This window comes from Thioalkalivibrio sp. ALE16 (assembly GCF_000381305.1).
GTDB lineage: Bacteria > Pseudomonadota > Gammaproteobacteria > Ectothiorhodospirales > Ectothiorhodospiraceae > Thioalkalivibrio.
Genome location: NZ_KB906358.1, coordinates 90,129 through 103,342, shown reverse-complemented (window position 1 = coordinate 103,342; position 13,214 = coordinate 90,129). Strand labels below are relative to the sequence as shown.

At 66.4% G+C, this 13,214-nt stretch carries 13 protein-coding genes and 1 tRNA gene; 8 read left to right on the top strand and 6 right to left on the bottom strand.

Going from position 1 to position 13,214, the window contains the following annotated elements; all coding sequences use genetic code 11:
* Positions 1 to 15 precede the first annotated feature (15 nt).
* On the bottom strand, positions 16 to 1,707 hold the full coding sequence (gene ilvD, locus F627_RS0105890; protein WP_019583555.1) for a dihydroxy-acid dehydratase: 1,692 nt from the start codon (positions 1,705 to 1,707) through the stop codon (positions 16 to 18).
* A 56-nt stretch (positions 1,708 to 1,763) separates the two neighbouring features.
* Complete coding sequence (gene hspQ / locus F627_RS0105885) at positions 1,764 to 2,084, bottom strand: heat shock protein HspQ (protein WP_018875471.1); 321 nt, start codon at positions 2,082 to 2,084, stop codon at positions 1,764 to 1,766.
* 123 nt (positions 2,085 to 2,207) lie between these two features.
* Between hspQ and F627_RS0105880 the strand changes: the two genes are divergently transcribed.
* Positions 2,208 to 2,768 (top strand): NUDIX domain-containing protein, encoded by a 561-nt coding sequence (locus F627_RS0105880; protein ID WP_018866308.1) that lies wholly within the window; start codon positions 2,208 to 2,210, stop codon positions 2,766 to 2,768.
* A gap of 13 nt (positions 2,769 to 2,781) precedes the next feature.
* Here the strand turns inward: F627_RS0105880 and F627_RS0105875 are convergent, their stop codons facing one another.
* Entirely contained in the window at positions 2,782 to 3,456 is a 675-nt protein-coding gene (locus tag F627_RS0105875; protein WP_019583554.1) for an L-fuculose-phosphate aldolase, read from the bottom strand.
* 215 nt (positions 3,457 to 3,671) lie between these two features.
* Between F627_RS0105875 and F627_RS0105870 the strand changes: the two genes are divergently transcribed.
* Positions 3,672 to 4,139 (top strand): cytochrome c, encoded by a 468-nt coding sequence (locus F627_RS0105870; RefSeq protein ID WP_019583553.1) that lies wholly within the window; start codon positions 3,672 to 3,674, stop codon positions 4,137 to 4,139.
* 9 nt (positions 4,140 to 4,148) lie between these two features.
* On the top strand, positions 4,149 to 5,069 hold the full coding sequence (locus tag F627_RS0105865; protein ID WP_019583552.1) for a cytochrome c: 921 nt from the start codon (positions 4,149 to 4,151) through the stop codon (positions 5,067 to 5,069).
* 66 nt (positions 5,070 to 5,135) lie between these two features.
* Here the strand turns inward: F627_RS0105865 and F627_RS0105860 are convergent.
* Positions 5,136 to 5,211, bottom strand: a tRNA-Asn gene (locus tag F627_RS0105860).
* Positions 5,212 to 5,294: 83 nt separating this feature from the next.
* Positions 5,295 to 6,485, bottom strand: coding sequence for a pyridoxal phosphate-dependent aminotransferase (locus F627_RS0105855; RefSeq protein WP_018877392.1), 1,191 nt, complete (start codon positions 6,483 to 6,485; stop codon positions 5,295 to 5,297).
* 84 nt (positions 6,486 to 6,569) lie between these two features.
* Here F627_RS0105855 and uvrB point away from each other — a divergent pair, with 84 nt between their 5' ends.
* The 5 genes from uvrB to F627_RS0105830 all read left to right on the top strand — a co-directional run bounded on the left by uvrB (position 6,570) and on the right by F627_RS0105830 (position 11,622).
* Entirely contained in the window at positions 6,570 to 8,600 is a 2,031-nt protein-coding gene (gene uvrB / locus F627_RS0105850) for an excinuclease ABC subunit UvrB (RefSeq protein ID WP_026332043.1), read from the top strand.
* Positions 8,601 to 8,641: 41 nt separating this feature from the next.
* Positions 8,642 to 9,685 carry a beta-N-acetylhexosaminidase gene (nagZ, locus tag F627_RS0105845; protein WP_019583550.1) on the top strand — a complete coding sequence of 348 codons (1,044 nt, stop codon included), beginning with the start codon at positions 8,642 to 8,644 and terminating at the stop codon, positions 9,683 to 9,685.
* A gap of 114 nt (positions 9,686 to 9,799) precedes the next feature.
* Complete coding sequence (locus F627_RS0105840; protein ID WP_018866315.1) at positions 9,800 to 10,168, top strand: DsrE family protein; 369 nt, start codon at positions 9,800 to 9,802, stop codon at positions 10,166 to 10,168.
* A 135-nt stretch (positions 10,169 to 10,303) separates the two neighbouring features.
* Positions 10,304 to 10,855 carry a hypoxanthine-guanine phosphoribosyltransferase gene (locus tag F627_RS0105835; protein WP_019583549.1) on the top strand — a complete coding sequence of 184 codons (552 nt, stop codon included), beginning with the start codon at positions 10,304 to 10,306 and terminating at the stop codon, positions 10,853 to 10,855.
* A 14-nt stretch (positions 10,856 to 10,869) separates the two neighbouring features.
* Positions 10,870 to 11,622 (top strand): S-methyl-5'-thioinosine phosphorylase, encoded by a 753-nt coding sequence (locus F627_RS0105830; RefSeq protein WP_018875478.1) that lies wholly within the window; start codon positions 10,870 to 10,872, stop codon positions 11,620 to 11,622.
* A 221-nt stretch (positions 11,623 to 11,843) separates the two neighbouring features.
* Here F627_RS0105830 and F627_RS0105825 read toward each other — a convergent pair whose 3' ends face one another.
* Positions 11,844 to 13,202, bottom strand: coding sequence for an adenosylmethionine--8-amino-7-oxononanoate transaminase (locus tag F627_RS0105825; protein WP_019583548.1), 1,359 nt, complete (start codon positions 13,200 to 13,202; stop codon positions 11,844 to 11,846).
* Positions 13,203 to 13,214: the final 12 nt, after the last annotated feature.

Genomic DNA, 13,214 nt, shown 5'->3' with positions numbered 1-13,214 from the left:
GGGCGCGGGCGGGCGTCAGGTGCCGCTGAAGTCGTCGGTCACGGCGCCTCGGCTCGCCGAACCCACCAGCCGGGCATACTTGCCCAGCACCCCGCGATCAAAGCGCGGGGCGGGGGTCGTCCAGCGGGCGCGCCGACGCTCCAGTTCGGTGTCATCGACCTGCAGGGCCAGGCGGTTCTCGCTGGCATCAATCTCGATGACGTCGCCGTCCTGGACCAGCGCGATCGTGCCGCCGACGGCGGCCTCCGGCGCGACATGGCCAACCACCATCCCGTAGGTGCCGCCGGAGAAGCGACCATCGGTAATCAGGCCGACCGCATCGCCCAGACCAGCCCCGATAATGGCTGCGGTGGGGGCCAGCATCTCGCGCATGCCGGGCCCGCCGCGCGGGCCCTCGTAGCGGATGACCAGGATATCCCCCGCCTGGATCCGTCCGGCCAGGATCGCGTCCAGGCATTCTTCCTCGGAATCAAAGCAGCGCGCGGGGCCCGAGATCGCGGTCCGCTTGAGACCAGTGATCTTGGCCACGGCGCCCTCGGCGGCCAGATTCCCCTTGAGGATGGCCAGGTGCCCGTGTGGATACAGCGGCCGGTCGAGGGGGCGAATGATGTCCTGGTCCTCCGGGGGAGTCGGAGGGATATCGCGCAGGGTCTCGGCCAGCGTCGCGCCGGTGATGGTCAGGCAGTCGCCGTGCAACCACCCGGCATCCAGCAGCATCTTCATCACCTGGGGTGTCCCGCCCACCGCATGGAACTGGGTGGTGACATAGCGCCCGGAAGGCTTCAGGTCGCACAGGACCGGGACCTTGCGTCGAACCCGCTCGACATCGTCGATGTCCAGCGGCACATCCGCCGCGTGCGCGATCGCCAGCAGATGGAGTACGGCATTGGTGGAACCGCCCAGCGCCATGACGACGGCGAGGGCATTTTCGAAGGCCTCGCGGGTCAGAATGTCGCGTGGCCGGCGGTTGGCGTGGATTGCGTCCAGCAGGACCTCCGCCGAACGCGCCGCGGAATCGCCCTTTTCCGGGTCCTCCGCCGCCTGGGTGGAGGAGCCGGGCAGGCTCATCCCCATGGCCTCGAAGGCGCTGGACATGGTGTTGGCGGTAAACATGCCGCCACAGGAACCGGCGCCGGGGCAGGCGTTCTTTTCCACGCCCAGCAGATCCTCGTCGGATAGCTTGCCAGCCCCATGCTGGCCCACGGCCTCGAAGGCACTGACAATGGTCAGGTCCTGATCCTTGTAGTGCCCCGGCTTGATCGTGCCACCGTAGACGAAGATCCCGGGCACATTGAGCCGGGCCAGCGCGATCATCGCTCCGGGCATGTTCTTGTCGCAGCCACCGGTGGCCAGGATGCCGTCCAGGCTCTGGCCATTGACGACCGTCTCGATGGCATCCGCGATGACCTCGCGCGAGACCAGGGAGTACTTCATCCCGGGGGTGCCCATCGAGATGCCGTCGGAGATGGTGATTGTGCCGAAGGTCTGGGGCATGCCCCCGGCCTGACGCACCGCCTGCTCGGCTCGGGCGGCGAGGGCGCCGATCCCCATATTGCAGGGGGTGATGGTGCTGTGGGCATTGGCGATCCCCACGATCGGGCGCCGGAAATCGTCATCTCCGAAACCGACCGCGCGCAGCATCGCGCGATTCGGCGTCCGGCGCGGGCCTTCGGTGACGACGCGACTGCGCCGGTTGTCCTGTGCCATATGCGTCCCTGTCGTATTGGGTTGAACGGGGTGGCCCCAAGAAGCGGCGGCCGCGATCAATGGGCGCCGGGGTCCCCTTGGCGCGAATAGCGTCCATTCATGAACCGGTCAAAGAACTGCCCGAGGGCCGGATGCTCGATCTGCTCCCCGCGCGGATCCGGTTCCAGGTGGCGTTCGGCCACGTAGGTGCTGTGCGAATAGCCATCCACCAGTACGTGATACCACGGCTGATCCTTCGGCGGACGACTCCTGGCCACCGTCTCGTACCATTCATCGGAACCGGCGTATACCGGGTCCACATCGACGATCACACCGCGGTAATCGAACTTGGTATGGTGAACCAGTTCACCGACGGTAAAGCGTGTGCGTGTGGTCATGATCCCCTCTGTACTGCGTCGGTGCGCCTTTTCTATTGTGGACCGCCACCGGCGTTGCATGTTCAGGGCACGCCGCGCCGGTTTACCTGTTTGCAGCTCCTGACACGCCCTCACGGAACCGCCATGAATCGTAACCCGACCGGCCTGAGTCCACGTTTCCACAACGAAGTCCCGCAGGGCGATGATCGCGAGCGCCGCGTCTGTGACCATTGTGGCTTCGTGGACTACGAGAACCCGCGAATCATCGTCGGGAGCGTGGCCATATGGGAGGATCGCGTCCTGCTATGTCGCCGGGCGATCGAGCCCCGCCGTGGTTACTGGACCCTGCCGGCCGGTTTCATGGAAAAGGGCGAGAGCCCGGGTGAGGGCGCCCGCCGCGAGGCCTGGGAGGAGGCCCGCGCGGAGCTGGAAGTCGATCAGTTGCTGGGGGTGTACAGCGTGCCGCACGTCGGGCATGTGCAGATGATCTACCGGGCGCGCCTGCTGAGCGACACGATCGCCCCCGGCCCGGAGTCCGAAGAGGTGAAGCTGTTCCCGTTCGACGCCTTGCCGCCGCTGGAGGAACGTGCGTTCCCGTCCGTAAGCTGGGCGCTGCGTCATTACCTGGAAACCCGCGAGCGGATCGACTTCGCCCCGCGCTCGGCGCCGTTGCCGGAGGCGGACGAAGCGGTGCCGGGGCTCTGAACCATTCTGGCGACTATTGTGGCGCGTCGCGCTGCGGCCCGTAGTGGCGGAACTTCTCCAGCACCCGGTCCATCTCCGCGTCATCCAGCAGCGTGGGCCCGCCGATCTGCAGACTCAGGACATACTGGCGCGCCAGCAGCTCGACTTCCTCGGTGAGCCACAGGGCCCGCTCAAGGTCCGGCCCGGTGGCGATCATGCCGTGGTTGGCGAGTAGACAGGCAGTACGGTCCTCGAGGGCCTCAACCGCCAGGCGCGAAAGCGCCTCCGTACCGAAGGTCGCATACGGCGCGCAGCGAATGGAGTTCCCGCCCGCCGCCGCGATCATGTAGTGCAGGGCAGGGATGTCGCGTCCCTGGATGGCCACCACGCTTGCGTACACAGAGTGCACGTGGACAACCGCGCCCAGCTCCGGGCGGGCCTGCAGGATCGCGCGGTGGAAGTGCCACTCGCTGGAGGGCTTGCGCTGCGGGTCCCAGCGCCCGGCGGCATCCACGTACACCAGGTCCTCCGGACGCAGGGCCTCGTAGGGCACACCGGATGGCGTGATCAGCATGCCATCGCCCAGGCGCACACTGATGTTGCCCGACGTGCCCTGATTGAGGCCGCGGCGGTTGGTCTCCAGGCCGGCGTGGATGACGGCCTCGCGCAAGGCGGTCGCGTCGGCGGGTGGGAGGCTGTATTCGTGCATGTGGGTACCAGACGACTGGGTGCCGGGCGATTGTAACGGGCCTCCGGGAACCCCGCGCGCGGAGCAGGGTCAATGGGGCAGGTCTGGCGAGTTTTCGCGGGACCCTTCGCCCCGTGGCAAGGCGGCCGGCGGGTCGTCTACAGTTCTCGGGTAGCGTTCAGGCTTCGGCTCGCCCGCCACGGGCGAGATTCTTTTCGTTACAGGGAGGAAGCACCATGAAGAATGCCGCACGTCTTGTCACCGCTTCGGCCGTGGCCGCCGCACTGACCCTCGGGTTGAGCGCTGGCAGCACTGTCCACGCCTTTGACGAACACGAGGCGACCATCGACTACCGTCAGGGCGTGATGCGCGCGATCGGCGGGAACGTCGGGGCCATCGCCGCCGTGGTCGTGGACGGGGCCGATTTCGGCGACAACCTCAAGATGCACACCAGCCAGCTGGTGGCGCTCAGTCAGGATATCCCCAGCCTGTTCCCCGAGGGCAGCGACTTCCCGGATACCGATGCCAAGGAAGAGATCTGGGATGACTGGGAGCGCTTCGAGGAACTCTCCAACGACACCCGCGAGGCCGCCGAGGCGCTCCATGCCGCCGTGGAGGCGGGCAACGAAGACGAATACGCCATTCGCTTCCGCAACCTCGGGCAGTCCTGTCAGGCCTGCCACGACGACTTCCGCCGCGACTGATCGGTGGCAATGGCGGGTACCAAACGAGGGCCGACAGCCTGGCTGCCGGCCCTCTGTCTTGCCGGCCTGATCGGGGCTGCCCCGATACAGGCTGATCAGTCGATCGGTGAACTGCATCCCGACGCGGACGCGGAGGATCGCATCGCCTATGGCGAGTACGTCCTGCGGGCCGGGGGCTGTGTCACCTGCCACACGGCGGAAGACGGCGAGTTTCTGGCCGGCGGGCGCCCCATCGAGAGCCCCTTTGGCGTGTTCTACGGGCCCAACATCACGCCGGATCCGGAACACGGCATCGGCGGATGGTCCGAGGACGACTTCAAGCGCGCGCTCCAGCAGGGCCGCGGGCCGGACGGGCGGCATTACTATCCCGCGTTTCCGTTTACCTCCTACACCCGCATGAAGGACGAGGACATCGAGGCCTTGTGGGCCTTCCTGCAGGCCGAGGTCGAGCCTGTGGCGCGGGAGAACACGCCGCACGACCTGGTCTGGTACGCGCGGTTCCGGCCGTCCCTGATGGGCTGGAAGTGGCTGCATTTCGAGCTGGGGGCCTTCGAACCCGACCCGGACGAATCGGAGCAGTGGAACCGCGGCGCCTACCTGACCCTGGCCCTCGGCCACTGCATGGAGTGCCACACCCCGCGCACTCGGACCGGCGGTCTCGACCTGGAGCGTCTGGGCGCCGGGGCCCGCCTGCCGGACGGGGATGTCGCCTCGAACATCACCCCGGATCGCGAGACCGGCATCGGACGCTGGGGCGAACGCCATATCGCCCGCTACCTGGAGATGGGCCTGACCCGCGACGGCGACTTTGCCGGCGGCGCCATGGCCGACGTGATCGACCACGGCACCGCTCATCTGACCGACGAAGACCGCCGCGCGATTGCCGTCTATCTGCAGTCGCTCGAGCCCCTCGAGCACGAGCCAGAGTAGGGTAACGGGACCGTAATCCGCCAAACGAAAAAAGCCAGGTCATGGTGACCTGGCTTTTTCTTTGTCTGGCTCCCCGGGACGGGCTCGAACCGCCGACCTAGTGATTAACAGTCACCCGCTCTACCGACTGAGCTACCGGGGAATTGGGCGCAAATCCTAATCGGGCGGGGCGGGGGCGTCAAGGAAAATCTGGCCGCCCGACGCGTTTCGCCGCCGTACCCGGCGTCAGTGGTGGCGCGCCACGAACTCGCGCAGGCGCTCCAGGGCCTTGTCGAGCTGGTCCACGCTGGTGGCGAACGAGACACGCACATGTCCCGGCGCGCCGAAGGCGCTCCCCGGAACCAGGGCCACGCCCACCTCGTCCAGCAGCTGCTTGGTCAGGGCGACGTCGGTGTCGATATCGGCTGCCGCCATCAGGCCGGTGACGCGAGGGAAGCAGTAGAAGGTGCCGTCCGGCATGAGGCAGTCGATCCCGTCGATGGCATTGAGGCCGTCCACGACGTGGCGAGCGCGCTCGGCGAAGGCCGAACACATGGCCACCACGCAGCCCTGGTCGCCGTTGAGTGCGGCCTCGGCGCCGGCCTGGGCAATGGAGGTCGGATTGGAGGTGCTTTGCGACTGGATCTTCTTCATCGCCGCGATCAGGTTCTTCGGACCACCGGCGTAGCCGATGCGCCAGCCGGTCATCGCATAGGCCTTGGATACGCCATTCAGCACCACGGTGCGCTCGAGCAGATCCGGGGCGACGTTGACGATGTTCACGAACGGGGCCGAGCCAAACCGGATATGTTCGTACATGTCATCCGTGGCAATGACCACACGGGGGTGGCGCCGCAGCACCTCGGCCAGTTCGGTCAACTCGGCGGCCGAATACGCCGCGCCCGTGGGATTGGACGGGCTGTTCAGGAACACCAGGCGGGTGTTCGGGGTGATCGCGGCCTCCAGCTGTTCCCCGGTGATGCGGAAGCCGGCATCCTGCTGGGCGCTGACGATCACCGGGCGCGCCCCGGCCAGCAGGGCGATATCCGGGTAGGACACCCAGTAGGGGGCGGGGATCACGACCTCGTCCCCGGGATTCAGCAGGGCCTGGCAGAGATTGAAGATGCTCTGCTTGCCACCGGAGGACACCAGGATCTGGTCAGGGGTGAACGTCAGGCCGTTGTCGCGATCGAACTTGCGGATGATGGCCGCCTTGAGGCTGGCCGTACCGTCCACCGGAGTGTACTTGGTTTCTCCGCGGGCAAGCGCGTCCACCGCCGCCTGCTTGATATGCTCGGGGGTATCGAAATCCGGTTCTCCGGCCCCCAGCCCGACGATGTCCCGCCCCTCCGCGCGAAGCTGAGCGGCCAGCGCGCTGACGGCGAGAGTGGGGGAGGGCTGGATGCGCTGGACGCGGTCGGAAAGCTCGATATCCAAGGGGTAGGCCTCTGTGTGATCGGGTCGATGGGCCGCGCGGGCGGTCGGGGCGAAATGATACTGAAATCAGGCGCGGAGGATAAGGTGCAGCCAGGCGAAGGCGAACAATTCAAGGTCGTATCGGAGTATCAGCCGGCCGGCGATCAGCCGACGGCGATCCGCGCGCTGACCGAAGGGCTGGAGGCCGGCCTCGCGCACCAGGTGCTACTTGGTGTGACCGGATCGGGCAAGACCTTCACCATCGCCAACGTGATCGAGCAGGTACAGCGCCCCACCATCATCCTGGCACCGAACAAGACGCTGGCCGCGCAGTTGTACGGGGAATTCAAGGAGTTCTTCCCGCACAACACGGTGGAGTACTTCGTTTCCTACTACGACTACTACCAGCCGGAGGCCTACGTCCCGTCGTCGGACACCTACATCGAGAAGGACGCCTCAATCAACGATCACATCGAGCAGATGCGCCTGTCCGCCACCCGTGCGCTGCTGGAGCGGCGCGACGCAATCATCGTGGCCTCGGTGTCGGCCATCTACGGGCTGGGCGACCCGCGCAAGTACCTGTCGATGGTGCTGCACGTCGAGCGCGGCGACCGGATCGACCAGCGCGACCTGCTGCGGCGTCTGGCGGAACTGCAGTACACCCGCAACGACACCGAACTGCGGCGCGCCACCTACCGCGTACGCGGCGAGGTGATCGACATCCACCCGGCGGAATCCGACAGCGAGGCGGTGCGCATCGAGCTGTTCGACGACGAGGTGGAGCGGCTGTCGTACTTCGATCCGCTGACCGGCGAACAGCTGCGCACGGTGCCGCGTCTGACGATCTACCCCAAGACGCACTACGTAACCCCGCGCGAGACCCTGCTGGAGGCCGTGGACCACATCCGCGACGAACTCAAGGAGCGCCTGGACTTCCTGCGCAAGGAGGACCGGCTGGTCGAGGCCCAGCGCCTGGAACAACGCACGCTGTTCGACCTGGAGATGATCCTGGAGATCGGGTACTGCAACGGGATCGAAAACTACTCCCGCTACCTCTCCGGACGCGCCCCGGGCGAGCCGCCGCCGACCTTTTTCGACTACCTGCCGAAGGATGCGCTGCTGGTCATCGACGAATCCCATGTCTCGGTGCCGCAGGTCGGGGGGATGTACAAGGGCGACCGCTCGCGCAAGGAGACCCTGGTGGAATACGGCTTCCGCCTGCCATCGGCCCTGGACAACCGCCCGCTGCGTTTCGAGGAGTTCGAGGCCCTGATGCCGCAGACCATCTACGTCTCGGCCACCCCCGGCCCGTACGAGCGCGAACATGCCGGAGCGATTGTCGACCAGGTGGTCCGCCCGACCGGGCTGCTGGATCCCGAACTGGAGGTCCGTCCGGCCGGTACGCAGGTGGACGACGCCCTCTCGGAGGTGCGCGATCGCGTCGAACGCGACGAACGGGTGCTGATCACCACCCTGACCAAGCGCATGGCCGAGGACCTGACCGATTACCTCACCGAACACGGCGTGCGCGTGCGCTATCTGCACTCGGATATCGACACGGTGGAACGCATGGAGATCATCCGCGACCTGCGGCTGGGCGAGTTCGACGTCCTGGTCGGCATCAACCTTCTGCGCGAGGGGCTGGATATGCCCGAGGTTTCGCTGGTGGCGATCCTGGACGCGGACAAGGAGGGCTTCCTGCGCTCCGATCGCTCGCTGATCCAGACCATCGGCCGCGCCGCACGTAATGTGAACGGCAAGGCCATCCTCTACGCCGACAAGATCACCGGCTCCATGCAACGCGCCATCGACGAGACCGAGCGCCGCCGGGCCAGGCAGATCGAGCACAACGAGGCCCACGGCATCACGCCCCAGGGCATCCGCAAGAACATCGCGGATATCCTCGAGGCGCGCAACGCCACGCCCGGTTCCGGCGGCCGGCGCGGGCGGAAGGTCGCGGAGGAGGGCGCCGACTACCTGGGGGCGCCGGAGAACGCGGCGAAAGAGATCGAGCGCCTCGAACAGGAGATGTTCGCCAAGGCGCGCGACCTCGAATTCGAGGAGGCAGCCCGCATCCGGGACCGCATCGAGAAGCTCAAGGCACTCGCCTTTCTCCCCGAAGCCTCGCTATCCTGAAAAGATGGCTCCCGCGGGAGCGCCGACCCGAGCCTTGAGTGATGCTCCAGAACGACCCCTTGCCCCTGGGTCCGGTGATGCTCGACGTCACCGGAATCGAACTCACCCCGGAAGATCGCGAACGCCTGCGTCATCCCGCCACCGGCGGGGTGATCCTGTTTGCCCGCAATGCCGGCACGCCGGCGCAGGTTCAGGCCCTGGTGGCCGCCATCCGCGCCGAGCGGCCCGGCATCCTGATCGCCGTAGATCAGGAAGGCGGGCGCGTGCAGCGCCTGCGCGAGGGCTTCACCGCGATCCCGCCCATGCGCCAGCTGGGCCACGTCTACGACTACGACCGCAACAAGGCCTGTGAACTGGCGCATGCGACCGGCGAGCTGCTCGCGCGGGAACTGCGCGCACTGGATATCGATTTCAGTTTCACGCCCGTCCTCGACCGCGATCTGGAGATCAGTGACGTCATCGGCGACCGGGCGTTTCATTACGACCCGGACGTGATCGCACGCCTCGCCGGCGAACTGATCCGGGGCCTGGCTGCCGCCGGCATGGCCGCGGTCGGCAAGCACTTCCCGGGGCACGGTGCCGTGAAGGCGGATTCCCATGTCGCGCTGCCGGTGGATGATCGCCCCCTGTCCGAAATCGAGAATCAGGATCTCGAGGCCTTCCGGCCCGTGCTTGGAGATCTCGAGGGGATCATGCCGGCGCACGTCCTGTACCCGCAGGTCGACGGCTATCCCGCCGGATTCTCGCGTGTCTGGCTGCAGGACATCCTCCGCCGCGAACTGCGCTATCGCGGCGCCATCCTCAGCGATGACCTGGCGATGGCCGGCGCCGAGGGGATCGGCGACCCCGCGGAACGGGCGGCCGCCGCACGCGCCGCCGGCTGCGACATGGTGCTGATCTGCAACGAGCCGGAACAGGCCGACCGGATCCTGGAGGCCCAGGTGGATCAGCCCCTGTCCGCCGAGTCGGCGCGCCGCCTGGAACGCCTGCGCGCACGGCCCGTCGATGCCGATCCAAACCGCCTCCCGGCGCTTCGCGCGCAGCTCGATCGCTGGCTCCGCGCAAGCCAGCTCGCCACCGCCTGAACCGTGCCGGGCGGCGCATTGGCGCCCGCGCGTCGAGGCGCCTATAATGCGCCACCGGTCTGCGATTGAGCAGCTAGTAATATTCACACTCACCACTGAAGTTGGAGATCCAAAATGGCCGACAAGCTCCTGATCGTCATGGTCAACACCGACCCGAGCAACGCTTCCGAACTGGGTGCCCCGTTCTTCCAGGCCACTGTCGCCGCCGCGATGGAATACGACGTTGAAGTCGTGATGACCGGTCGTGCCGGCGAACTCGCCAAGAAGGGCGTGGCCGAAAACCTGTTCGTGCAGGAAGGCTCCAGCAAGAGCGTCTACGACTTCATGAAGGATGCCCACGAGGCCGGCGTCGTGATGAAGGTCTGCACCCCGACCCTGGATCTGTGGGGCAACGACCTGATCCCGGAAATCGAGGAAACCGTGGGCGGCGCCTACGTGATCTCCGAAGCGATGGACGACGACACGGTGACCTTCACCTACTAAGGTCCTCGACCTTCGTCTGCCAGCCGGCCGGCCCTTGTGCCGGCCGGTTGCGTTTCCGGGGTCCGGAATTTGCGAGCTTGCCTCGCTCCGGATGCTCGGACATGATTTCCCGCACCGACACCCCCAGGACATGCCATGAGCCCGGAACAGGCGCGAGCCACGCTGCGTGATGCCGACTGTCTCTTCAGCCGTGACGCCGTCGAGACCGCGATCGACCGTCTGGCCGAACGCACGGCGGTCGCGCTGAAGGACCGCAATCCGCTGGTGATGGGCGTGATGAACGGGGGTGTGGTGCTGATGGGCGGGCTGCTGACGCGCTGGTCGTTCCCGATGCAGGTCGACTACCTGCATGCCACGCGGTATCTCGGCGGCACCCGCGGCGGCGACCAGCTGCACTGGCTTGCGCGTCCCCAGGCGGCCCTGCAGGACCGTACCGTCGTGATCGTCGACGACATCCTCGACGGCGGCATTACGCTGGAAGGCATCAAGACCTTCTGCGAAGAGCAGGGCGCTCGGCAGGTCATCTCCATCGTCCTGGTCGACAAGCACAACCCCGACCGGGATCCGGCGATCACCGTCGACTACGCGGCCCTGGAGGCGCCCAACCGCTACCTGTTCGGGTACGGTATGGACTACCAGGACTACCTGCGCAACGCGCCCGGCATCTTCGCCGTGGCCGACCACTAGGGAAGCACTGATTAATGTCCGCACCCCGCATCGCCGTCATCGGCGGCACCGGTCTGACCCGACTGAAAGACCTGCAGATCACCCGACGCCAGGTGATGCACACGCCCTATGGGGAGCCCTCCGGCCCGCTGGTTTTTGGCCGGCTGAACGACATCGAGATCGTGTTCCTGCCGCGCCACGGGGCGCGCCACACCATCCCGCCACACCAGGTGAACTACCGGGCCAATATCTGGGCACTGCACAACGCCGGTATCGACAACGTGGTCGCCGTCGCCGCGGTCGGTGGGATCACCGAGGAGATGAAGCCGGGGGTGGTCGCGATCCCGGACCAGATCATCGACTACACCTGGTCACGCGCGAACACGTTTTTCGAAGGCGGCGACCTGGAAGAGGTCACCCATATCGACATGACCTGGCCGTACAACGAGGCGGTTCGCCAGACCCTGATCCGGGCGATCGACGAGCTCGGGATCGAGGCGGTGGAGCACGGGACGTACGGCGCGACTCAGGGGCCACGCCTGGAGACGGCCGCGGAGATCGACCGACTGGAACGCGACGGCTGCGACCTGGTCGGCATGACCGGCATGCCCGAGGCGGCCCTGGCGCGCGAACTGGGCCTCAACTACGCCTGCTGCGCCGTGATCGCCAACTGGGCCGCCGGCCGGGCCGAGGGCGAGATCACCATGGACGACATCGCGGCCAATCTGGATGTGGGCATGACGCGGGTCAAACAGATCCTGACCCACGTGATCAGCAGTCTTTCCTGAGAACCGCCGGAGCCCGGCCAAGGCCGGATTCGGGCCCGGACGGGCAAGAGAGGGGCAAGAGAGGGGCAAGACCGGGGGAGATACCGGCGACTGACCTGAAACCCGCCAACCGTCGCTCACCTCCGATTTAACATAATATGTATTATGCGTCGTTATGGGTACAGCCGTACGGCACGAGACTCGCCCTCAATCCCTGGCGAAGTGCCCGCGTTGTCGTCGGATCACGCGTGCACGGCCTTCTCGATCCCCTCGGTCATCACCTCCACCAGAAAGTCGATCTGGTCTTCGGTGATGACATACGGCGGCATCAGGTAGCTCACGTTCCCCAGCGGTCGCAGCAAGGCACCGCGCGTCAGTCCGTGGCGATAGATGTGCAGGCCGCGGCGTTCCTGCCACGGGTATGGCGTACGGGTCGCCTTGTCCTGCACCAGTTCCACCGCGGCGATCATGCCGTGCTGGCGCACGTCGGCGACGTGCGGATGCGCCGTCAGAGGTTCCAGTCGTTTCGCGATATGTTTGGCAAGTTGACGGTTTTGCTCCATAACCGGATCGGCCTGGAAGATGTCGAGTGTCGCCAGTGCCGCCCTGCACGCCAGCGGATTCCCGGTGTAGGAATGCGAGTGCAGGAACATGTTGAGCTTTTCGTAATCGTCGTAGAACGCCTGGTAGATCGGATCCGTGGTGAGCACCGCGGCCATGGGCAGATAACCGGCGGTCAGCCCCTTCGACAGGCACAGGAAATCGGGCGTGATCGGCCCCTGTTCGCAGGCGAACAGCGTGCCGGTGCGGCCAAAGCCCACGGCAATCTCGTCGGCGATCAGGTGCACGCCGTGGCGGTCGCAGGCCGCGCGCAACAGGCGCAGATACTCCGGATCGTACATGCGCATATGGCCGGCGCATTGCACCAGCGGCTCGATGATGACCGCGGCCACCTCGTCGCCATGCGCCGCCAGGGCCTCCTCCATGTGAGCGAACTGCCGCCGGGCGACGTCGGCGCAGCTCTCGCCCGCCTCGCGCTCGAAGCAGTCGGGCGCCGGGACGGTAATCACGTCCAGCATCAGCGGTTCGTAGGTGGCGCTGTACAGCGGCACGTCACTGACCGAAAGCGCCCCCAGTGTCTCGCCGTGATAGCTGTTGGAGAGCCGGATGAATCGGGTCTTCCGCGGGCGGCCGACGTTGCGCCAGTAATGGAAGCTCATCTTCAGCGCGACCTCGACCCCAGCACTGCCATTGTCCGCGAGGAAGACCCGCTCCAGGCCGTCCGGGGTGATGTCGATCAGGCGCTCGCAGAGTTCGACCACCGGTTCGTGGGTGCAGCCCGCAAGGATCACGTGCTCCAGCCGGTCCAGCTGGTCCTTGACCGCATCGCCGATTCGCGGATTGGCATGACCGAAGAGATTGACCCACCAGGAACTGATCGCGTCCAGGTAGCGGTTGCCGTCGAAGTCGTACAACCAGACGCCCTCCCCGCGCTGGATCGGAAGCAGCGGGAGGGTCCCCTCCTCGCCGTAGTCCTTCATCTGGGTACAGGGATGCCAGAGGGCGCGCAGGTCACGCTGCTTCAGGGTGTCGTTGTCCATGGGGCTCTTGCT

What these genes read in the sequence shown, in the direction of transcription:
- ilvD (WP_019583555.1), bottom strand. Translation starts at nt 1,707, where the DNA reads ATGGCACAGGACAACCGGCGCAGTCGCGTCGTCACCGAAGGCCCGCGC.
- hspQ (WP_018875471.1), bottom strand. Translation starts at nt 2,084, where the DNA reads ATGACCACACGCACACGCTTTACCGTCGGTGAACTGGTTCACCATACC.
- F627_RS0105880 (WP_018866308.1), top strand. Translation starts at nt 2,208, where the DNA reads ATGAATCGTAACCCGACCGGCCTGAGTCCACGTTTCCACAACGAAGTC.
- F627_RS0105875 (WP_019583554.1), bottom strand. Translation starts at nt 3,456, where the DNA reads ATGCACGAATACAGCCTCCCACCCGCCGACGCGACCGCCTTGCGCGAG.
- F627_RS0105870 (WP_019583553.1), top strand. Translation starts at nt 3,672, where the DNA reads ATGAAGAATGCCGCACGTCTTGTCACCGCTTCGGCCGTGGCCGCCGCA.
- F627_RS0105865 (WP_019583552.1), top strand. Translation starts at nt 4,149, where the DNA reads ATGGCGGGTACCAAACGAGGGCCGACAGCCTGGCTGCCGGCCCTCTGT.
- nagZ (WP_019583550.1), top strand. Translation starts at nt 8,642, where the DNA reads ATGCTCCAGAACGACCCCTTGCCCCTGGGTCCGGTGATGCTCGACGTC.
- F627_RS0105840 (WP_018866315.1), top strand. Translation starts at nt 9,800, where the DNA reads ATGGCCGACAAGCTCCTGATCGTCATGGTCAACACCGACCCGAGCAAC.
- F627_RS0105835 (WP_019583549.1), top strand. Translation starts at nt 10,304, where the DNA reads ATGAGCCCGGAACAGGCGCGAGCCACGCTGCGTGATGCCGACTGTCTC.
- F627_RS0105830 (WP_018875478.1), top strand. Translation starts at nt 10,870, where the DNA reads ATGTCCGCACCCCGCATCGCCGTCATCGGCGGCACCGGTCTGACCCGA.
- F627_RS0105825 (WP_019583548.1), bottom strand. Translation starts at nt 13,202, where the DNA reads ATGGACAACGACACCCTGAAGCAGCGTGACCTGCGCGCCCTCTGGCAT.